The organism is Pontibacter rugosus (assembly GCF_042678745.1).
Taxonomy (GTDB): domain Bacteria; phylum Bacteroidota; class Bacteroidia; order Cytophagales; family Hymenobacteraceae; genus Pontibacter; species Pontibacter rugosus.
Map to the genome: position 1 here is coordinate 19,995 of NZ_JBHTLD010000012.1, position 22,025 is coordinate 42,019.

General features: G+C 48.1%; 17 protein-coding genes and 1 tRNA gene. 12 read left to right on the forward strand and 6 right to left on the reverse strand.

The genetic code is table 11. The features are described from left to right. The first annotated feature begins 67 nt into the window (after positions 1-67). Positions 68-1,942 carry a sodium:solute symporter family transporter gene (locus tag ACFQ2O_RS02750; RefSeq protein WP_377522732.1) on the forward strand — a complete coding sequence of 625 codons (1,875 nt, stop codon included), beginning with the start codon at positions 68-70 and terminating at the stop codon, positions 1,940-1,942. 84 nt (positions 1,943-2,026) lie between these two features. Beyond that, on the forward strand, positions 2,027-3,532 hold the full coding sequence (gene araA / locus ACFQ2O_RS02755; RefSeq protein ID WP_377522734.1) for an L-arabinose isomerase: 1,506 nt from the start codon (positions 2,027-2,029) through the stop codon (positions 3,530-3,532). Positions 3,533-3,604: 72 nt separating this feature from the next. Here araA and ACFQ2O_RS02760 read toward each other — a convergent pair whose 3' ends face one another. Continuing rightward, on the reverse strand, positions 3,605-4,276 hold the full coding sequence (locus ACFQ2O_RS02760; protein WP_377522762.1) for an HAD family hydrolase: 672 nt from the start codon (positions 4,274-4,276) through the stop codon (positions 3,605-3,607). Between the two features lie 239 nt (positions 4,277-4,515). Between ACFQ2O_RS02760 and ACFQ2O_RS02765 the strand changes: the two genes are divergently transcribed. The 4 genes from ACFQ2O_RS02765 to ACFQ2O_RS02780 all read left to right on the forward strand — a co-directional run bounded on the left by ACFQ2O_RS02765 (position 4,516) and on the right by ACFQ2O_RS02780 (position 10,493). Next, positions 4,516-5,685: a galactokinase gene (locus tag ACFQ2O_RS02765; RefSeq protein ID WP_377522735.1), complete on the forward strand. Its 1,170-nt coding sequence runs from the start codon at positions 4,516-4,518 to the stop codon at positions 5,683-5,685. A 36-nt stretch (positions 5,686-5,721) separates the two neighbouring features. After that, positions 5,722-6,747 (forward strand): UDP-glucose--hexose-1-phosphate uridylyltransferase, encoded by a 1,026-nt coding sequence (locus ACFQ2O_RS02770; protein WP_377522738.1) that lies wholly within the window; start codon positions 5,722-5,724, stop codon positions 6,745-6,747. 162 nt (positions 6,748-6,909) lie between these two features. Beyond that, positions 6,910-7,950, forward strand: coding sequence for an arabinan endo-1,5-alpha-L-arabinosidase (locus ACFQ2O_RS02775; protein ID WP_377522739.1), 1,041 nt, complete (start codon positions 6,910-6,912; stop codon positions 7,948-7,950). A 176-nt stretch (positions 7,951-8,126) separates the two neighbouring features. Further along, positions 8,127-10,493: a beta-L-arabinofuranosidase domain-containing protein gene (locus tag ACFQ2O_RS02780; RefSeq protein WP_377522741.1), complete on the forward strand. Its 2,367-nt coding sequence runs from the start codon at positions 8,127-8,129 to the stop codon at positions 10,491-10,493. 331 nt (positions 10,494-10,824) lie between these two features. Here the strand turns inward: ACFQ2O_RS02780 and ACFQ2O_RS02785 are convergent, their stop codons facing one another. From ACFQ2O_RS02785 to ACFQ2O_RS02795, 3 genes are all read right to left on the reverse strand, one after another. Further along, entirely contained in the window at positions 10,825-11,859 is a 1,035-nt protein-coding gene (locus ACFQ2O_RS02785) for a glycoside hydrolase family 43 protein (protein WP_377522745.1), read from the reverse strand. Between the two features lie 30 nt (positions 11,860-11,889). Next, positions 11,890-12,126 carry a hypothetical protein gene (locus ACFQ2O_RS02790; protein ID WP_377522747.1) on the reverse strand — a complete coding sequence of 79 codons (237 nt, stop codon included), beginning with the start codon at positions 12,124-12,126 and terminating at the stop codon, positions 11,890-11,892. A 24-nt stretch (positions 12,127-12,150) separates the two neighbouring features. Next, positions 12,151-12,224 (reverse strand) — tRNA-Arg (locus ACFQ2O_RS02795). Between the two features lie 358 nt (positions 12,225-12,582). Between ACFQ2O_RS02795 and ACFQ2O_RS02800 the strand changes: the two genes are divergently transcribed. Further along, the gene (locus ACFQ2O_RS02800) at positions 12,583-12,999 is read left to right on the forward strand and encodes an organic hydroperoxide resistance protein (RefSeq protein ID WP_377522749.1); all 417 of its coding nucleotides are present in this window, start codon (positions 12,583-12,585) and stop codon (positions 12,997-12,999) included. A 115-nt stretch (positions 13,000-13,114) separates the two neighbouring features. On the opposite strand, the gene sucC is transcribed toward ACFQ2O_RS02800, so the two are convergent. Next, positions 13,115-14,317, reverse strand: a complete 1,203-nt coding sequence (gene sucC, locus ACFQ2O_RS02805; protein ID WP_377522753.1) for an ADP-forming succinate--CoA ligase subunit beta — start codon at positions 14,315-14,317, stop codon at positions 13,115-13,117. A 203-nt stretch (positions 14,318-14,520) separates the two neighbouring features. On the opposite strand from sucC, the gene ACFQ2O_RS02810 reads away from it, so the two are divergent. From ACFQ2O_RS02810 to ACFQ2O_RS02830, 5 genes are all read left to right on the forward strand, one after another. Beyond that, positions 14,521-15,579, forward strand: coding sequence for an AI-2E family transporter (locus tag ACFQ2O_RS02810; RefSeq protein ID WP_377522755.1), 1,059 nt, complete (start codon positions 14,521-14,523; stop codon positions 15,577-15,579). A gap of 148 nt (positions 15,580-15,727) precedes the next feature. Next, complete coding sequence (locus tag ACFQ2O_RS02815; RefSeq protein WP_377522756.1) at positions 15,728-16,402, forward strand: ABC transporter ATP-binding protein; 675 nt, start codon at positions 15,728-15,730, stop codon at positions 16,400-16,402. A 654-nt stretch (positions 16,403-17,056) separates the two neighbouring features. Further along, positions 17,057-17,839: a hypothetical protein gene (locus tag ACFQ2O_RS02820; protein ID WP_377522758.1), complete on the forward strand. Its 783-nt coding sequence runs from the start codon at positions 17,057-17,059 to the stop codon at positions 17,837-17,839. Positions 17,840-18,003: 164 nt separating this feature from the next. Continuing rightward, on the forward strand, positions 18,004-18,783 hold the full coding sequence (locus ACFQ2O_RS02825) for a transporter (RefSeq protein WP_377522759.1): 780 nt from the start codon (positions 18,004-18,006) through the stop codon (positions 18,781-18,783). A gap of 183 nt (positions 18,784-18,966) precedes the next feature. Then, positions 18,967-20,874: a RecQ family ATP-dependent DNA helicase gene (locus ACFQ2O_RS02830; protein ID WP_377522760.1), complete on the forward strand. Its 1,908-nt coding sequence runs from the start codon at positions 18,967-18,969 to the stop codon at positions 20,872-20,874. A gap of 9 nt (positions 20,875-20,883) precedes the next feature. Here ACFQ2O_RS02830 and ACFQ2O_RS02835 read toward each other — a convergent pair whose 3' ends face one another. Further along, positions 20,884-21,888, reverse strand: coding sequence for a DUF6056 family protein (locus ACFQ2O_RS02835; RefSeq protein ID WP_377522763.1), 1,005 nt, complete (start codon positions 21,886-21,888; stop codon positions 20,884-20,886). Positions 21,889-22,025 lie beyond the last annotated feature (137 nt).

Consider the following 22,025-nt stretch of genomic DNA (forward strand, 5'->3'; position numbering starts at 1 on the left):
TAAGTAAGTAAAGATATTTCCATATATTCAAATTTCTACAAACTAAAAACACTAAAGCTATCCCTACATGACAGCCGGATTCTCGACACTAGACTACATAGTCTTCGTTCTTTATGCCATAATCATCCTATCTCTTGGGCTTTGGGTATCCAGAACCAAAAAAGGAGTAGAAAAGACATCTCAGGAGTATTTTTTGGCTGACAAGTCCCTGACTTGGTGGGCTGTGGGTGCTTCCCTGATTGCTGCTAACATCTCTGCAGAACACTTTATCGGCACCTCCGGCTCTGGCTTTGCCATCGGCTTGGCTATTTCGGCTTATGAGTGGATGGCCGCTGTGGCGCTGATCATCGTGGCAAAGTTCTTCCTGCCTGTGTTTATCGACAAGGGCATTTATACCATGCCACAGTTCCTGAATCAGCGTTTTAACAGGGGCGTAAGTACAGCCTTTGCGGTTTTCTGGCTGTTAGTGTACGTTTTCGTAAACCTTACCTCGGTAAGTTACCTGGGTGCACTTGCTATGGAGAGTATCATGGGCGTGCCGCTTCAGTACGGAATCATTGGCCTGCTGCTCTTCTCCGCCATCTACTCCATCTACGGCGGCTTGGAAGCGGTAGCCTGGACAGATGTGGTGCAGGTGGTGTTCATGGTAGGCGGTGGCCTTCTGACAACATATTTGGCTTTAGATGCCGTTGGCGCAGGGGAGGGTATCTTCGCCGGCCTTTCTAACTTATACGATAGAGCCAGAGAGCACTTTACTATGGTAATCCCAGAGGGCAGAATCTATGTGCCGGACGGTACAGGTGGGCAGAAAGACGCTTTTATTGACCTGCCGGGTATCGCTGTAATTGCTGGTGCCATGTGGGCTACAAACCTAGGTTATTGGGGCTTTAACCAGTATATCATCCAGAAAGGCCTCGCTGCTAAAAGTATAAACGAAGCGAAGAGAGGTCTCCTTTTCGCTGGTTACCTTAAAATCTTAATGCCGATTATCGTGGTTATACCAGGTATAGCCGCATACGTGCTCCTGAATGCACACACACCGGAGGAACTTGCTGTTATTTTGGGTAAATCAGTAGGTGAGATAGGTACGATCGCGAAGTCAGACCAGGCGTACCCTTGGTTGCTGAAAAACTTTGTGCCATCTGGTATCCGAGGACTGGCGTTTGCCGCCCTGGCTGCTGCTATTGTTTCTTCCCTGGCCTCGATGGTGAACAGTACCGCCACCATCTTTACTATGGACATTTACAACCCATACTTCAAACCGAACGCAACCAGCCGCCAGTTGGTGCGCGTGGGTAGAATTGTGGCTATCGTTTCGCTGGCAATTGCGGCTATTGTGGCGCCGCAGCTAAGCTCGCTCGACCAGGTGTTCCAGTACATCCAGGAGTATACCGGCTACATTTACCCAGGTGTGGTGGCCGTGTTCGGTATGGGCCTTTTCTGGAGACAGATTACGGCCAACGCCGCGCTTTGGACAGCCATTGCCACCATTCCGGCAGGTATCATCTTCAAGGTGATCAGCCCCGAGATGCCGTTCCTGCTCCGCATGGGCTATGTATTCATCATCCTCTGCGTGATCGCTTCTGTGATTAGCTTTGCCGAGACAGGAGTAAAAATAAAGTCGCCGCTTCCGCCGGAAAGCAGACAGCGCAAGATTGCAGGGTTCTCCTACGTATTCTTTGTGCTGGGTATTATCACACTGCTTGCCGGGATTGTTTACACACCCGAGTACAGCTACTACGGCATTGAGGCGCTTTACTTCCTGGCTGCCCTGTTCCTGATGATCGGAATTATATTATACACTAATGCCAAAATGCCGCTTTCTGATCCAAAGGCAATTGTATCGGATCCGGTGCTGTTTAACACGGGCACGCCATTCAACATTGGTGCTGCGGGTATAGTGCTCATTATAGGATTGATTTATTACTTCCTCTGGTTTTAAAGTAGAAAGAGGGTGTTGCAGCAAAGGAGCTGCAACACCCTCTTTTTTGCCAAAAGTTATTATTGTTAAAAACACACTTTATTTATGATAGATTTAAAGCAGTTCGAAATCTGGTTTGTGACAGGCAGCCAGCATTTATATGGCGAGGAAACGCTGCGCCAGGTAGCGGAGCACTCACAGCAAATAGCGCAGGGTCTTGACCAGGCGGGGCAGGTACCGGTGAAGGTGGTATTTAAGCCAGTGGTAAAGACAACGGAGGAGATCTACCGCATTTGCCAGGACGCAAACGTGGCGGAGAACTGCATAGGCGTTGTCGCCTGGATGCACACCTTCTCCCCAGCTAAGATGTGGATTGGCGGCCTGAAAATACTCAAGAAGCCGCTGCTGCACCTGCACACCCAGTTTAACCGCGACATTCCGTGGAGCTCCATCGACATGGACTTCATGAACCTGAACCAAAGCGCGCACGGCGACCGGGAATTCGGTTTTATCGTGTCGCGACTGCGCATGAACCGCAAGGTGGTGGTCGGCCACTGGCAGGATAGTGAAGTACTAGAGCAGGTAGGCGCTTGGGCGCGTGTGGCCTGTGGCTGGCACGACTGGCAGGGAGCCAAGTTTGCCCGCTTCGGTGACAACATGCGCTTTGTGGCCGTAACCGATGGCGACAAAGTAGAGGCAGAGATGAAGTTTGGCTTCTCGGTAAACACCTACGGCATCGGCGACTTAGTAAAGATAATTAACCAAGTAAGCGATGGCGAAATCAACACGCTGACAAAAGAGTATGAGGAACGCTACGCCGTAGTGGAAAAACTGCGTAAAGGCGGTGATCAGTACAACTCGCTCCGTGAGGCTGCTAAAATTGAAATAGGCCTGCGCGCGTTTCTGGAAGACGGCAACTTCAAAGGGTTCTCGGACACCTTTGAAGACCTGCACGGCATGGCGCAGTTGCCGGGTATAGCCGCCCAGCGCCTAATGGCCCAGGGCTACGGCTTTGCTGGCGAGGGCGACTGGAAAACAGCTGCCCTGGTGCGAGCCATGAAAGTAATGGGAAGCGGGCTGGAAGGTGGCAACGCTTTTATGGAAGACTATACCTATCATTTCGACCCGAACAACCAGCTGGTGCTGGGCTCACACATGCTGGAGATTGATGAGTCGATTGCCAGTGGAAAACCTTCGTGCGAGGTGCACCCGCTGGGAATTGGTGGCAAGCAAGATCCGGTGCGCCTGGTGTTTAACGTGGCGGGAGGCCCGGCGCTGAACGCTTCCATCATCGATATGGGCAACCGCTTCAGATTGCTGGTAAATGAGGTGGAGGCGGTGGAGCCGCAGGAAGACCTGCCGAACCTGCCGGTGGCACGCGTGCTCTGGAAGCCATATCCGGACATGAAAACTGGTTGCGCTGCCTGGATACTAGCCGGTGGTGCCCACCATACTTGCTACAGCCAGAACCTAAGCTCGGAGCAGTTGCAGGACTTTGCCGACATAGCCGGCATTGAATCCGTAGTGATTGACAAAGACACAAAACTGCGCCAACTGCAGAATGAACTGCGTTGGAGCGAAGTGTACTACCAGATAAACAAAACCTTTTAGCCAACCAAAGGGCAGGAGCAAAGCGAAGAAGCGGGCCAAACAATCCGTGATTCGCTTTGCTCCATCTTTTGCTTACTGCTGCTCAAAAAAGTTCTTGATGTAAGGTTCCGTATAATCGGCGATGTAGCCTATCACGTTGTCGTACTGGGCAAAGTCCTCTTTGGGGTGCGCCGTAGTAATTACAACACACCGCATACCCGCATTCTGGGCTGCCTCTACACCTTTGGGCGCATCCTCAAACACAATGCAATCAGCCGGATCTGCATTTAACTTCTCGGCGGCTTTCAGGAATGTCTCTGGGTTAGGTTTGCTGGTGGAAACATCGTCGGCACTAACCAAGGCCTGGAAGTAGTGACGGATGTTCAGGTTGTCGATGACAAAATCAATGTTGTCGGTAATAGCGGCAGAGGCAATGGCCATTTTTACGTTGGCGGCAGCTGCCTGAGCCAGGAACTCCTGCAACCCGTTGATCAGCTCCAGGTGGGGCTTGTAGGCATGCTGGTAATAGCTTTCTTTTTTTGTAGATAGTTTTTCAATTTCATCTGTATCGAAATGATCCTCTCCGAAAATGCGAACCAGCACCTCAGCGTTCTTTCCATACATCTCCTGCTTTACTTCCTCAAACGTAAGGTCCGCGCCCAGGTCTTCGGCAAGTATGTGGTACCATGCTTTGGCATGATAAGCCATGTCGTCAATAATAGTCCCGTTCAGGTCGAAGAGAAATGCGGTGTTTTTAGGATTCATCATTTACAAGTATAAAGTAAGGGCAGGGAAAATCGTATTTAAAAATTATCCAGCTTCATAGCGCAGCAAAGTGTCAAATATAAGATTAGAAGCCTTTGCTACCTACATGCCAGTGCTTGAAACGGGACAAACACTGCATAGGTTTATGGAAAGCAGGCATCCGGCTAACAAAGTATAAAGCTTTAACCTGGGCTAATGCCGGAGCTAGAAAGCAAAATTGAAATTAAAGAACAAAGACTTTGGAAGATATCATTCAGCAGAAGTTCGAAAGCATATTCCAGGCAACGCCCACGCTTGTGCGTTCTCCGGGCCGTGTCAACCTGATTGGGGAGCATACGGATTATAATGAAGGGTTTGTGCTTCCTGCCGCGATCAACAAGGAAATATACTTTGCTATTGCCTTCAACGGCACGGACAAACTCCGCTTTCATGCCCACGATTTGGAAGAGAGTGCGGAGTTCTATCTAGCTAATATCGGCAAAACAGACATCGGCTGGGCCAACTACCTGCTGGGTGTGGTAAAGCAGTTTCAGAAAGCGACCCTGGAGGTGAAGGGCTTCGACCTCGTTTTTGGTGGCAACATACCCATCGGAGCGGGACTGTCCTCATCGGCGGCGGTGGAGTGCGGCCTGGCATTTGCGCTAGACCACCTGCACGGTTTTGGGCTGGAGCGCCTCACGATGGTGCGCATGGCGCAGAAAGCCGAGCACGAGTTTGCCGGTGTGCTGTGCGGCATCATGGACCAGTTTGCAAGTATGTTTGGCAAGCAGCACCACGCCGTGAAGCTGGACTGCCGCTCCCTGGCGTATGAGTACTTCCCGGTGGACATGCAAGAATACCGCATTGTGCTGTGCGATACGCAGGTAAAGCATTCGCTCGCCTCATCAGAATACAATACACGCCGGCAGGAGTGCGAGGCGGGTGTGGCGCTGCTGCAGCAACATTACCCTGAGGTGCAAAGCCTGCGGGATGCTACACTGGCAATGCTGGAGCGATACAAGGAGGAATTTGACGCGGTGGTGTACAAGCGCTGTAAGTATATCGTGCTGGAGAATGCGCGGGTGGAGGAAGCCTGCCAGCACCTGCAGTGCGGCGAGATGGAGGCGTTTGGGCAGAACATGTATGCCTCGCATGCAGGGCTGCAGCATGATTACGAAGTAAGCTGCCCTGAGCTGGATTTCCTGGTGGCAGCGGCAAAAGGCAAGGCAGGCGTGCTGGGTGCCCGCATGATGGGCGGCGGCTTCGGCGGATGTACCATCAACTTAGTGCGGCTTCAGGAGATTGATTCCTTTATCGCGCAGCAACAGGAGGCTTACCAGCGTAAGTTCGGCATCAGCCTCAAAACCTATATGGCCGAAATAGTAAACGGCTCCAGCCTTGTGGCGCAGCCAATAACAAAGACAGCATAGCAGCAGATACAGGTTTAAACCTAACGCATTACACGTATGGCAGCATTTGATTTAGCAGAGCATCCGCACCGCAGGTATAACCCTTTAAGTGGCGAATGGGTGCTTGTGTCGCCGCATCGGGCCAAGCGGCCGTGGCAGGGGCAGCAGGAGAAAATTACAAAGGCAGAGCGGCCGGAGTACGACCCTACCTGCTACCTGTGTCCTTCGAATGAGCGGATTGGGGGGGAGCGCAACCCGGCTTATACTTCTACTTATATTTTCCAAAACGACTTTGCAGCTTTAACGGAAAATACACCCGAAGGAGGCTTTCACAAGGGCGGGCTTTTGAAGGCCGAGAGCGAGCGCGGCATCTGCAAGGTGATCTGCTTCTCGCCCCGCCACGACCAGACGCTGGCCGACATGGACGTGAGCGACATCCGGAAAGTGGTGGACCTGTGGCAGCAAGAGTACGAGGAACTGGGAAAGCTGGACTACATTAACCACGTACAGATTTTTGAGAACAAGGGCGAGGCCATGGGCTGCAGCAACCCGCACCCGCACGGCCAGATTTGGGCCCAAAGCACCGTGCCCGCTGCCCCTGCCCAGGAAACGAAGCAGCAGCAGGCATACTTCCAGGAGCACGGCCGCAGTCTGCTGCAGGACTATGTGGAATTGGAACTGGAGGAGAAGGAGCGGCTGCTGTACCAGAACGAGCACTTTGTGGTGCTGGTGCCTTTTTGGGCGGTCTGGCCTTTCGAGACGATGATTTTGCCGAAGAAGCACCTGCAGCACATCGGGCAACTGGGCGACGACGAGAAGACTGCCTTTGCCGATGCCATCCGGCAACTGACCGCCACGTACGACCGTTTGTTTGACATCTCCTTCCCTTATTCAGCCGGCATCCATCAAAGTCCGACAGACGGACAGCAGCATGAAGGCTGGCACTGGCACATGCACTTCTACCCGCCGCTCCTGCGTTCGGCCACGGTGAAGAAGTTTATGGTGGGCTACGAAATGCTAGGCGATCCACAGCGCGACATCACCCCGGAAACAAGCGCCGAGCGGCTTAGAGCCGTGATGTAACGGGTCCACCTGTGGCCCCGCAAGTATAAAGCTTAACAGCGGCCGCAAGTGGAAGATATGCAAGTGCAACAAGTATAAGTAAGAAGTATAAGAGGAGGGAAGTATAAACCGGCAGCTCCTTCACCGTCATCTAAATAAATCAGCAACCGCAAAACGTGCAGTATGAAGTATAAAAAACTAGTGGTGCTTTGCCTGGGTGTGTTCCTGGCAATGAACCTGCAGGCGCAGTCTCCGAACCAGGAGCAGCCTTTACGCAAAGACATTATTGTACATGACCCGGTCATGATTAAGCAGGACGATACCTACTACCTTTTCAGCACTGGGAACGGCATTGCGATGTGGTCGTCGAAGGACCTGGAGAGCTGGAAATTTGTGAAGCCGGTGTTTGATGCCCCGCCCCAGTGGGCGGTAGAGGCTATCCCGGGCTTTAAGGGCCACATCTGGGCACCTGATATCAGCTACCACGACGGCAAGTACTATCTCTATTACTCAGTGTCAGCGTTTGGCAAGAACACCTCGGCCATCGGGCTGGCCACGAATACTACGCTCGATGCGTCTGATCCGAACTACAAGTGGACGGACCACGGCAAGATCATTCAGTCTTACCCGGGCAAAACCAACTGGAACGCCATCGATCCGAACCTGATCACGGACAAAAAGGGAACGCCTTACCTCTCATTCGGTTCTTTCTGGAACGGACTGCCCATCGTGAAGCTCACCAAAGACAGGATGCACCTGGCCGAGGAACCGGAGAACCTGCAGATTATCGCCAGCCGCAAAAAAGACCTTTCAGCGCCCAATCCGCCCTCTGTCGACAACAACCCGGTAGACGCGGGCGGCAATGCCATCGAAGCGCCATTTATCTTTCAGAAGGGCAAGTACTACTATCTGTTTGCTTCTATTGACTATTGCTGCAAAGGCGTGAACAGCTCCTATAAAATGATTGTGGGACGGTCTAAAAAGCTAGTCGGTCCTTATGTGGACAAGGAGGGAAACGCATTGCAAACCGGCGGCGGCACCATACTTTTAGCGGGCGACAGCAAGTGGCATGGAGTAGGACATAACGCCGTGGAGACGTTTGATGGCAAGGACTACATCATTTTCCATGGGTATGATGCACAGGACGAGGGCAAGCCAAAGCTGCGCATCGAGGAGCTGCGCTGGACTAAGGATGGCTGGCCTAAAGTGATGACAAAGGAGTAAGCACTGTGTGCAGCAGCAACCGGACCTTGCAAACAGCTGCTTCTATACTTGTAGTAGCGCCGTTTGTATGGCGCAGTAGCTTGAAATACTGAATTTTACCTATGTACCGAATGTTGCCTTGCAGAAGGAAGAGCATCTTTTCATCTGTAAGGCAGAAGCCTAATCATATGATACCTATGAGCATTAAACCATTTTTTCTCATTCTCCTGTTGTTTCCGGCTATCGGATTTGCGCAGGAACGGCAGCTGGAGGCTTTTCCCCTCGCTGCTGTGAAACTGAAAGACAGTCCTTTCAAGCAGGCGCAGCAAACGGACATGGAGTATATCCTGGCGCTTGACCCGGACAGGCTGCTGGCGCCATACTTGCGGGAAGCCGGAATCAAACCAAAAGCCGAGAGTTACGGGAACTGGGAAAACACCGGCCTCGACGGGCATATCGGCGGCCACTACCTTACCGCGCTTTCGCTGATGTATTCGGCCACGGGAAACCCGGAACTGCTGCAGCGGCTGAATTACATGGTGGACCAACTGGCGGCTTGTCAGCAGCAGAACGGCAACGGCTACATTGGCGGCGTGCCCGGCGGAGAGGCCATGTGGCAGGAAATCGCGAAGGGGAATATTGATGCCGGAAGCTTTTCGCTGAACGACAAATGGGTGCCCTGGTACAACATCCACAAACTGTACGCCGGCCTGCGCGACGCTTACCTGTACACCGGTAATGAGAAGGCAAAGGACATGCTCGTAAAACTATCGGACTGGAGCCTGAACCTGACGAAGGATTTAACGGACGCACATATGCAGGACATGCTGCGCAGCGAACACGGCGGCATGAACGAAGTGTTTGCTGATGTGGCCGAGATTACCGGAGACAAAAAGTACCTGGAGCTGGCCCGGCGGTTTTCGCACCGCGCCATACTTGACCCCTTGCTTGCTGGCAAAGATAACCTGACCGGCATGCATGCCAACACACAGATTCCGAAAGTGATCGGCTACAAGCGCGTGGCAGAAGTAGGCGGTGACCCCGCCTGGGCGGGTGCCGCGGGCTTTTTCTGGAATACCGTCGTCAACGACAGAACCGTCTCTATTGGGGGCAACAGCGTGCGCGAACATTTCCATCCCACCAACGATTTCTCGCCGATGATCGAGTCGCGGGAGGGGCCGGAGACCTGCAACACCTACAACATGCTGAAGCTCTCGAAGCAGCTATACTTAACAGAGGCTTCGGCTGAATACATCGACTACTACGAGCGCGGCCTGTACAATCACATCCTCTCATCGCAGCACCCCACGCGGGGCGGTTTTGTATACTTTACGCCCATGCGGCCACGCCACTACCGGGTGTACTCCAAACCGGAAGATGGCTTCTGGTGCTGTGTCGGCTCGGGGCTGGAGAACCACGGCAAGTATGGCGAGCTAATTTATGCGCACAACGAGCAGGATCTTTTTGTGAACCTATTTATCCCCTCCACGCTGGAGTGGAAGGAGCGGGACATCACCCTGACGCAAAGCACCAGCTTCCCCTACGAAGAAGCCACATCGCTGAAACTGGCGCTCAAAAAGCCGCAGAAGTTCGCCCTGAACATTAGAAAACCAAGCTGGATAAAGGAGGGAAACCTGCAGGTGCTGGTAAACAGCAAGGCGGTGAAAACCACAACGGCTCCCGGTGCTGCCTATGTAACCGTAGCGCGCAAATGGAAGTCAGGGGATGTGGTGACGGTGGCGCTGCCGATGGAGACAAAGGCCGAGTACCTGCCCGATTCCTCCGGCTGGGTCTCTTTTGTGCATGGCCCCATCGTATTGGCCGCTGTCACGGATAAAACTGATCTGGAGGGCTTGGTGGCCGATGGCAGCCGCATGGGGCACATCGCCAACGGACCTTTGTACTCGATTGAAGAAGCGCCTGTGCTGGTTACCAACGACAAAAATGTTGCCGCTGGCATAAGTCCGGTTGCAGGGAAGCCGCTCACCTTTACAGCGTCCAGCCTCATCGCGTCAGACAAGTATAAAAACGTGGAACTGGTGCCCTTTTTCCAGGTGCACGATGCGCGCTATATGGTCTATTGGCCCATATCGACACCGGAGGCACTGGAAGCCCGAAAGCAGGCGCTGCGGGAAGAAGAACGCGTGAAGCTGCTGTTGGAGGCCAGTACTGTGGACCGAGTGGTGCCGGGAGAGCAGCAACCCGAGTCAGACCACAACTACAAAGGCGAGCAAACAGAATCCGGCGTGTTCCGCGACCGCCACTGGCGCCACGCCAGCCGGTGGTTCAGCTACGATCTGCGGAACAAGGACAAGGCGGGCCGCAAACTGCGCGTCACCTACTACGGCCTCGACAAAGACCGCAGCTTCGACATTTACGTGAATGACAAGTTGCTAAAAACGGTGCAGCTGGATGGCACCCAGGGAGACACGTTCTTCAACGTTGATTATGAGCTGCCGGAGGCGGTAACGAGAAATACACGAAACAATATCCTTACTGTGAAGTTTGCAGCGCATGACGGCTCTGTGGCGGGTGGTGTATATGATGTGCGCCTGCTAAAGTAAGTATTGTAGGAAACTAGAAAATTCTATACTTCAGAATAGTCATGAGGGATGATTTTGTCCGATAATAATGTAAGTCTGCTTGTTCAAGTATAAACTGTGGGCATTCCTTCCATATTTATGCCTGCAGCAACGAGAGGTTCCTTCATGATAATTTAAAAACAATCAGCTACCAAGTGAGCAGGAAGAATAACTGCATTACTAAGTAGCTGACTGTTTTTTATAATAAGCGCCGGATTAATCAAAGTGATGTTTTGCTTATTCACATATCCCAAACATTACTTTAACGGTGCGTGCTAAAAAGCCTAAGGTGTTTCAGATCAAGCCTACTTTCTTATTGCTTTAATGCCGTTTCATCGTCATTTAAGTTTTGACCAAAATCAGGCATACCGTCTTTTGTCCAATGCAACACTCTGGCACGAGTGTGACGATTTGGGTCGTACAGTGGCTCGCCATTGATATCTTTATAATCACGGGCATGGTAAATCATTATGTCTGTTTTACCGTCCTCAGCCACCGTAAAGCTATTGTGTCCTGGACCGAAACGCTTGAGTTCAGGGTTAGAGTAAAAAACTGGCTCGGGTAATTTATTCCAAGATTCAGGATTAAGAAAATCTGCATTCTCATCGGCCCATATTAAGCCTATGGCATAATTGGCATCGGTGGCACTAGCTGAGAAAGTGACAAACACCTTTCCGTTGCGTATAAGCACTGCCGGAGCCTCATTCACGTTATGTCCCTGCCGTTCCCATGCATACTCAGGTTGAGAAATTACCACCTGTTTGTCATCAAGAGTAGTTGGGCTTGTCATCTTTGCAATGTATAAGCCGGTATTTACTTCTTTGTTAGATGCCCTGTCTACCCATATCATATACCGTTGACCCTTATGCACAAAGGTGGTGGCATCGAGGGTGAATTCATTTCTGTTGCTCACAATCTCTCCTTCTTCTTTCCATGCGCCTGTTGTAGGATCTTCCGACGCATTTGATAAAGCATACTTGCGGATTGCCCATTTATCCTCTGTTGAAGCGGCTGCAAAATAGATGTACCATTTTCCATTGATATGATGCAGTTCCGGAGCCCAAATATGTTGCCCCATAGGACCTTCTTCATGCTTGTTCCACACGACCACCGGTTTGGCTTCTTTGATGCCATTAATGGTTTTTGACTTACGTATCTCTATACGATCGTATTCAGGTACTGTGGCAATAAAGTAGTATGTGTCATCGGCCGCTTTCCACACATGCGGGTCTGCCCTTTGCAAGGCAATTGGGTTGTTGAACTGGTTCTTCCTAACTTTTTGCATGTTGCCTGCACATCCACTAAAAAGGAACGTTACGGCAAGTATTAGTATTCTAGTAGTAATCATTTGAAAAGTGCTGAACGTGTGATAATAAAACTACGTTGCTAATATAGCTCTGTTGTTTATAAGTGCCAGGTTGTAATCGGTTTTTGTAGGTGAAAACCGGCTGGAAATTGTTCTGGCAAAGCGGTTTTGGGCATTAAAGCAGTGCGATGGGGCGATAAAACCGTGACCAGGATCCGTTAAAGGTGGTTTATAACGTTCTTCAACATTTATCCTAGCACTATTTAAAACACCGCTTAATTTAACATAAAAAAGGCCTTGTAAATACATTTTACAAGGCCTTTTCTAAAGATGTGCACCCGAGAGGATTCGAACCCCTAACCCTCGGAGCCGAAATCCGATATTCTATCCAGTTGAACTACGGGTGCAAGTATGTGGTGCAAAAATAGGAAGTATGCGCAGAAAACGAAACATATACTTCGCTTTTTTATTAATGGCTACATCTGCTTCTCTTATCGCAAGGAGTAAGGGTTTAAATGTAAGAAAAAACTAGCCGCATGACCATTTATTCTCGGAGCAATTTTCTGAAGATTGTAAAATGGTTGACTATGGCTTTTATTTCCTCATACTTGAATTTTAAACCACAGCAGCCTTAAATCTTGATATTAAAGTTACTGGCACAGTAAAGCAGTAAACTCAAAGCTACTAACTCAATTAGAAAACATTCAGCTTACTTCTATAGTTAAGGTATAAGTAGGGTATCATCAAGTATAAAACAAACTAACTATGGAAAAATTGTATACAGCAGTGGTAACTGCAACAGGTGGCCGTAAAGGCGAAGTAAAATCTGATGACGGTATAATTGATATGAAATTAGCCTTACCTGCAAGTTTGGGTGGCCAGGGAGAAAGCACAAATCCCGAACAGCTATTTGCAGCTGGGTATGCTGCTTGCTTCCAAAGTGCCTTGCTTGTGGTAGCTGGTAATCATAAAGAACGTCTGAATCCTGAATCTACTGTGACAGCTCATGTCGATCTGAACAAGAATGATGACGGAGCTTTTGGACTTGCCGTTAAGCTGCGTGTAGATTTAAAAGGCGTTGATAACGAAAAAGCAAAGCAGATGGTGGATGAGGCGCATCAAATTTGTCCGTATTCTGTGGGAACACGCGGCAATATTAATGTTGAACTGGAAGTGGTATAGAGAGGTGTACTTCTTAAAAGTAGCGAAGGAAGGCTATACAAAGTTTCCTTCGTTAGCTATAAAACAGAAAAGGCTGCCAATTTTGGCAGCCTTTTCTGTTTTATAAAAATTTGAACTAGATGCCTTGCTCAGCAAGTACCTGCTTTACTTTCTCAGCAGCCTCTTTTAGAACTACAGCTGAGTAAACTTTCAAGCCAGACTCATCAATGATGCGAGCACCTTCTTCTGCATTTGTACCTTGCAAACGAACGATGATTGGAACACGGATATCGCCAATGTTTTTATAAGCCTCAACCACACCATTCGCAACACGGTCGCAACGTACGATACCGCCAAAGATGTTGATTAGAATAGCCTTAACATTAGGGTCTTTCAGGATAATACGGAAACCAGCTTCAACTGTCTGAGCGTTTGCGCTACCACCTACGTCCAGGAAGTTAGCTGGCTCGCCACCAGAAAGCTTGATAATATCCATCGTTGCCATGGCCAGACCAGCACCGTTCACCATACAGCCAACGTTACCATCAAGCTTCACATAGTTAAGGTTATACTCGCCAGCTTCAACTTCCAAAGGATCTTCTTCTGACGTGTCACGTAGGTCAGCCAGGTTCTTGTGGCGGAACAAAGCGTTGTCATCCAGGTCAACTTTAGCGTCAACGGCTAATATTTTGTTATCAGAAGTTTTCAATACTGGGTTGATCTCGAACATAGAAGAGTCGGTATCAACATAAGCTTTGTAAAGATTGGTAACAAACTTCACCATCTCTTTAAAGGCTTCACCTTCTAAACCGAAAGCAAAAGCTACTTTACGAGCCTGGAAACCTTGCAGACCAACAGCAGGGTCAATCCACTCTTTGATGATTTTTTCTGGAGTCTTCTCAGCTACCTCTTCAATGTCCATACCACCTTCGGTAGAGGCCATAATCACATTCTGACCTTTTGCACGGTCAAGCAGGATGCTCAGGTAAAACTCTTTTGGCTCAGAGTCGCCAGGGTAGTAAACATCCTGTGCCACTAGTACTTTTTGTACCAGTTTACCTTCAGGGCCTGTTTGGTGTGTCACCAATGTCATGCCCAGGATCTGGTCAGAAATCTCTTTTACCTGCTCAAGGTTTTTAGCCAGTTTCACACCGCCACCTTTACCACGGCCACCCGCATGGATCTGCGCCTTGATAACGTGCCAGCTAGTGCCAGTCTCTTCTGTCAGTTTCTTAGCAGCCTCAACAGCTTGCTCTGGCGTGTCAGCCACGATTCCTTCCTGGATGCGTACGCCGTAGCCTTTTAAAATCTCTTTAGCCTGATATTCGTGTATGTTCATGCTTTCAGTTTTAATGGACGCACGAAAGTAAGCCTTTATCGCCTTAATTTCAAGTAATGCGTTTTTAAAATATTCTTACGTAGTGCGCGCGTGCCTGTTGTATAACAAGTAAGAACAATGCCCTTCATGTTCTTTTGAAACGAGTATACCATAATCCAAGTAAACAGGGTTAGTTAATTATTTTGTATGATTTTCCAGTTACTATGCCTGATATATATACTTATTCTAAACGTGTTGCCATTGCCGCTGCCATTGTATTGCTAGTTGCCGCTGCTTTTTATATGCTTGGCACCCATGGTTATTTCTTTTTGCTTGTTTTGGCTGCTATATTGCTCGCAGTGCTTTTCTGTGGTATGACTGATTGGCTAGTGGATAAGCTTCATATAAAGCGGGGGATAAGTTTATTGCTGGCGGTGCTGTTTTTCTTCGGGAGTATTGTGGCCGCCTTTTGGCTGGTAGCGCCTACGGTTAGTAAGCAAGTGCAGGAAATGCAGGAAACAATACCTCAGGCTGTTGATCAGGTACAGAATTGGCTCACACAGTATGGCTGGGGACAAAAGCTGGTAGATAATGTGCCTGATGACATGACTAAAATGGTGCCTAAGCAGGACGCGCTTTTCTCAAACATATCGGGTGTATTCTCCACAACACTAAGCTTTCTGGCCGATTTTGGTATTGTTATAATTACAGCTTTGTTTTTGGCATCTAACCCCAAATTATATACAGTAGGCCTTACTAAATTATTTCCTGTTCGTTCCCGAACGCGTGTAATGGAAGTGCTGGGGAAGTGTTATACTACGCTTAAGTCATGGCTGGTAGGCATGTTGTCGGCTATGGCGGTAGTTGGCGTTAGTTCTGCCATTGGTTATAACCTGATCGGTTTGCCCATGGCATTTGCTCTGGCGCTTATTGCCTTTTTCTTGTCTTTTATACCAAATGTGGGGCCATGGCTGGCGGGTTTGCCGGCAGTGTTAGTTGGGCTTACCGTTGGCCCTGATATGGCCTTGTATGTGGTTCTTGTGTATGGTGGCATTCAGCTAATTGAAAGCTATGTTGTTACACCTATCATTTTTCAGAAAACTGTAGATTTGCCGCCGGCCTTGCTTCTGTTTTTTCAGGTGCTTTTAGGTATAACTCAGGGTGCATTAGGTTTACTTATGGCTGCTCCGTTATTAGCAATACTGATGGTTGTCATCAATGAGTTATATATTAAAGATGTATTGGAAGATGCGCCACCCACTACAGCTGATGCTAAGGCATAAACATAAAAGAGAGGTTGAAACAGCTGTAGCAGATCGTAAAAAGCTATAGCAGGCACAGCTCAGGTGTTCTAAATATATCAACTATCAGGAAAATTTGTAGCTTTGGGAATTAACTCAGTTCTTTTTAGCCAATTCATTCTTATACATAGTGCTGCAGGTAACAAACATTCATAAAAAATATGGTGCTTTAGATGTGCTGAAAGGTATCGACCTGACAATCGGCACAGGCGAAGTGGTCTCCATTGTGGGGGCATCAGGAGCAGGCAAAAGCACACTGCTGCACATACTGGGCACCCTTGATACTGCCGATTCAGGAGAGGTTATGTTTGATGGCAACAATATCGCTAAAATGAGTGCTGCTGACATGGCACGTTTCCGTAACCGCCATATAGGCTTTATTTTTCAGTTCCATAACCTGCTGCCAGAGTTTAGTGCCCTCGAAAATGCCTGCCTACCGGGCTTTTTGGCGGGCCGACCAGAAAAAGAAGTACGCGAAAGAGCAGAAGAGTTACTGCACATGCTGAACCTATCGCATCGCCTGCGGCACAAGCCATCTGAGTTATCTGGTGGAGAGCAGCAGCGAACGGCTGTCGCACGTGCCTTGATCAATTCGCCCAAAGTAATTTTTGCTGATGAACCAAGCGGAAACCTTGATTCTAAAAATGCGCAGGAATTACACGATATCTTCTTTCGCTTGCGCCAGGAGTTTAACCAGACCTTTGTAATTGTAACGCACAACGAGCAGCTGGCAACCATGGCCGACCGTACGCTGGTGATGAAGGATGGCTTAATTGTAGATGAATTGATTACAGGCAACGATTAAGTAAAGAAGGAGCCAATGCTGTCATTCCCCAACATCCTATTAGTATAAAGACTTACGAGGCTCCGACTTTAGCACTTATCTTTGATGTTTATACTTGAAGCAGCTACTGGTAAAGGCTTTACAACAGGCTGTTGTTTAAGCTAAGTATAAACAACAGCCTGTTAAACTTTATCAAACTACTTAGCTTAGCTTGCATACTTCCTAGTGCTGCTACAAAGCTCAACAATGCTTTGCCAAAACCCTTTTCTATCCAATTGCTGCTTATAAAAGCAAAATGTAAACAGGTTAGAAGCCTATAAAACTATAGCAACTTTGCTTTTAGTTTGCTCTTCTAACGTGTACTTAAGGCAGTAGTCACCTGCATCCCTGTAAACTTCTTATTCCTCTGTAGTTTTAAGCTTACCGTCACTTCTTTATTTTCTCATATTTGTCGGTGCAAATCTAATTCATGATTTGTTACGTATTCATACTTCACCCTATTCTCAACTTTTAGCTTTTTGTTTAGCTGCTGTTAATTTATTGCAGAAGCAGGAAAATAAATTATAATGCATTTATAATCAGTGTTTTAATTTTAAATTTTCTGACTTGATTTTGCACTATTTGCTAGGCAGCTATGTTTATTAACTGTACAACAACTATGAAAGCTAATTAAGTATGGATCAGTCAAATAAAGAGGTAAAGGTGCAGAAAAAAGCAAAAATCGAAAGCTACGATATAGCTAAATCTGATGAAACGCTTCATCTGGCCGTTGACCTTGCAAAGTTTATAAAAGAGAACCGCCTGTATCAAAACATACAAGGCAAAGAGTATGTGAATGTAGAAGGCTGGCAGTATGCTGGCTCTCGGTTAGGTATTTTGCCTGTAGTGGAGCATGTGGTGAATATCAGCACAGACGAGGAAATCAAATATCAGGCTAAGGTAAACCTGCTTGATCTTAGAAGCCAGCAGGTAGTTGGTGCGGGTTTTGCTATTTGCTCTAACCGTGAGCAAGGCAAAAAGTATTATCAAGAGTTTGCTATTGCTTCTATGGCTCAGACACGTGCCATTGGTAAGGCATATCGTAACATATTAGCCTGGATTATCAGGGCAGCTGGCTATGAGCCGACTCCGGTAGAGGAAATGGACTACAGTGGCAACGAACCCACTGCTAAACCAGCGGTGCCGACTGAGAAGAAAGCTACGATGAAATCTTCTTCCAACACGGTAGAAGCAACCAAAGAGCCGGAAGAAGATAAATCCGCCAGTGTGCGTTATGCATCAGCAAAGCAGAAAGAAGAAATTATTCGCCTGCTTAATAACCCGACCATTACGCGTCAGGAGAAAACCAAGATGCTGCTTAACATCAACCGTTTTGATGAAGAGCGCGCTGCTCAAGCAATTGAGAAATTGAAAAAAGTTATAGAAGACCGCGAAGACGGGCAGTCTGCCGCCGCGTAATTCTACTTTACCAGTAGTTTTAGCCCCTGCTTTAAAAAAGCAGGGGCTTTTCTTTTTAGTACCTGCATGATGAGCTCATTTTTAAATCACTTCCCTTTGTTTTGATGGCTGCTCCGTAAAACAACCAAAAAAGTAGAATAAGTATAAATCTGGAGAAATTACACATGAAAAGCATCAAGCTTCTGTTAGCAGTAGTCGGCTTTCTTTTACTAACTCTTGAGCAGAGTTATGGGCAGGAGCAAGTTGAAAAGATAAGCTCGGGAAGGCCAGATCTAACCCAGGGTACCTACACGGTGCCCCAGGGTATGGTGCAGGTAGAGGCAGGACTAACCCTTTGGCAAGATACTCAGAATGAAGATAAAACAACTTCACATGCATATCCTAATGTGTTAGTGCGGGCTGGTATATTAAAGGGGCTGGAATTGCGGCTGCAAAGTATGATACAGGATTCTGTCATAGAAAATAGCAGTGGCCGCAGAAAAGTGAATGGTATTGGGCCGCTGAATGTAGCACTGCGCGTGCAGCTGTGGGAGCAGAATGGCCTTTTGCCGCAGGCAGCATTGCAATCAGGGCTTAATTTACCAGTGGGTAGCAAAGAAGTTACTCCCAGGCATGCGGATCCTGAGTTTGTGCTGGCTTTATCTCATGAGCTAAACCAGCGGTTTGATCTAACCTATAACTTAGGCTATAGTTGGGAAGAAAGTGAACCACTCCAAAGCTATGGAGTTAATTTAACCGCTGATGTATCAGACAAGTTAATGACATACATCGAAGTGCTTGGAGAGAAACAAAAAGGTGAAAAAGCTGAACACTTTGCTGATATGGGACTGATGTTCCTGTTACAAAACAACCTGCAGCTAGATGTAGGGGCTGGTATAGGGCTTAGTAAGGCAGCACCTGATTTATTTATTACTACAGGCATTTCTTTCCGTTTGCCAAGGTAGCAGCGAGGTTTGTCTGGCCTGTATTTTTTTGCGATTTAGTTTTACTTCTGTACCTGTAGTATGCCTCGATGACGTAGTGCCTGCTTATTCTGAGTAATCAGGTAGACACTAGTATAAAGCTGCTCCCTACGCTCTGACTTCTATATGTTATAGAGTATCTTTGCCACTTTAAGCTAGTCTACATTGCAGGATATCCATCACATCTTAAAAACCTATTGGGGCTATACTCAGTTCAGGCCTTTGCAGGAAGAGATTGTGCAGTCGGTGCTGACTGGGCATGATACACTTGCTTTGCTTCCTACCGGCGGTGGAAAGTCAATCTGTTTCCAGGTGCCTGCTATGGCCTTGGAGGGCATTTGCCTCGTCATTACGCCATTGATCGCTTTGATGAAAGACCAGGTCGAGAACCTGAAGAAGCGTGGTATAGCTGCCATTGCTGTTTACTCAGGTATGAGCCGGCGCGAGATTGACATAGCACTTGATAATTGCGTTTACGGACAGGTAAAATTTTTATACTTGTCGCCGGAGCGGCTGCTAACTGATTTGTTTCAGGAGCGGGTGAAGCGCATGAACGTTTCCCTTCTGGCTGTAGATGAGGCACACTGTATTTCGCAGTGGGGGTATGATTTCAGGCCACCATACCTGCAGTTAGCAGAGTTGAGGGACTTGCTGCCGCATACACCCGTAATAGCACTTACTGCTACAGCCACAGAGCAGGTAAAGCTGGATATACAGGAGAAGCTGCGTTTCCCAAAACAGAATGTATTTCAAAAGAGCTTTGCGCGTTCCAACCTTTCCTACTCTTGCCTCTATACAGAAGATAAAACAAACCGACTACTCGAAATACTGCAGCGCATGCAAGGGCAGAGCATCGTCTATGTAAGAAGCCGCCGCCAGACAGTAGAAATGGCAAAGCTGCTACAGAGCCGGCACATAGCGGCCGCCGCTTATCATGCAGGCTTAAAGTTTGAGCAGCGGAGTGCGGTGCAGGCGCTGTGGGTGGAGGATAAAGTGCGGGTTATAGTGGCCACAAATGCCTTTGGTATGGGTATTGATAAACCAGACGTTCGGTTGGTCGTGCACCTGGATCTGCCTGAAAGTCTGGAAGCCTATTATCAGGAAGCGGGCCGTGCGGGACGTGATGAAATGTACGCGTATGCCACACTGCTTTATGGCCCGAACGATGTGGCAGAGTTGAAGCGCAAAGTGGAGGAAGCTCACCCTGCTGTAGAAGATATCAGAAGGGTGTACCAGTGCCTGGCAAACTATTTCCAATTGGCCGTAGGCAGCGGGCAGTTCAGCAGCTTCGACTTTGACCTCGCTGACTTTGCTAAACAGTATAAACTTAAAGCCCTGGGAGCACACCACGCCATGAAGCGTTTAGAATCAGAAGGCCTCATTCAACTGAACGAAGGGTACTATATGCCCTCCCGGCTAATGCTGCTGTTAGAAAACACAGCGCTTTACAGCTTTCAGTTAAAGAACCCTGAACACGATAAACTGATACAATTGCTATTAAGGTTGTACGGAGGCGAAGCTTTCGTGAACTATGTAAAACTACAGGAGCGAAAGATGGCGCAGCTACTGCAGGTAACGGAGCAGGAGCTGCGTAAAAAGCTGGAATATTTGCATCGGCTCCAGGTGCTTAGTTATGAGCCGCAGCATGATTCCCCGCAGCTTGTTTTTACAGCACCCCGCGAAGAGGCAGGTAAGCTTTCGCTAGATACTAAAAAGCTGAAGACTCTACGGGAGCGTGCTCTTCAGCAGGCAACCGAAATAGGGCGTTATGTTGAGACAGAAAATCGCTGCCGCACGCAACTCTTATTGGAATACTTTGGAGAAATCACCGACAAGCGCTGCCGTATCTGTGACTACTGCCTGTCCATGCGAAAAAAAGAGCGGGAAGGGCAGGAGCATGCGGCTTTGCGGGATAAACTCTTGCAGCTTATAGAAGTCAGGAATTACTTGCCAAAGGAGCTGGTGCAGCAGTTTGAGGTAAAACATGCTGCTGCCGTTACCGAACTTATACGGGAACTGCTGGATGTAGGCAAGATCAAATATGTAGCATCTGGAAAGCTGGAGCTAAAGTAAATACATAATCTACTCCGCCGTATTTCTGCGCCACTGCTTCCCAAGATCTACTAAAGTTTTAACATTATCTTTTACGGGAGGATTTGGTGCTGCTAAAATTATGGATTTTTTATTAAAATAGGCTTCATTTACCCATTTATGTTCTGTCTCTCCGATTGGCTCAATATCCAACAAGTGTAGCGAAGCTGGCACGGTAGGCAAGGCAGGAACAATGCACTTGTAGCATTTACTCTCATGAAGGTATGCCGCTCGATCCTGAAGCGCTGAGTTATACTTCGCTGCTTTGCCTGAAAGCAAATCCAGGTAGGCTGTGCTGACGTTATTTTGAATATCAAGAACAGACAGCAAAAACAATAGCAAAATCCCGCCCTTCACAAGAAAAGGAGCCTGCTGTATCAGAAGCCAGGAAGGTCGTTGTATGATGAGTACTTGTAAGGTATAAAACCAGCTGAGCAGCAGAAAAAAGTAAATAACATTTTCTACTCTAGGTGTAGGTCTTTCGCCTGTTGCCCACGTGAAGACAAAATGCATCAGAAACAGCGTACCAATAATGTAGAGAAAGAGGAGTGACAGCGGTACTTTAAACAGTCTCGATTGCTGGTATGCTTCTCTGATCTGAGCTCCAAACACCAGCACATATACCAGGGATGCCAGAATAAGCAGGCCTCCCCAGCGGTACAGCGAAACCAGCGTAAGTGCCCCAGCATATAGTACAGACCATACCGGCTGCCTTGCCACAGCATGCATCTCCATCCGCGCATAATTTCCTGGTGCAAGTACTACAAACAGGCTTACAAGCAAGCAAAAAGAAAATATTGTGAAGAGGTAGTACCTGTCTTTTGATTTTTTGATCCAGCTCACGATTAGTATAAACAATAGAGTTGTCATCATATATACTAATGCTAGCTCGTTTGATCCCGCCATAAAGGCGCCAGCTATACTAGCCAATACTGTACATGCAACTTTGATAGCCACATTAGACTGCCGATGTATTAGTAGCAAAAGAATGAGCATCCATAGAAACAAAATATTAGCAAGTGTATAAGTTAACGTGAACTCGGTAATTAAGCCAGCGTTCTGGCGGGGTTGAACCTTTTGTTTTTGTGGTCTAGAAAGGTGTAGGCTGTCAGTCCTGAGAGGATATGGACCAG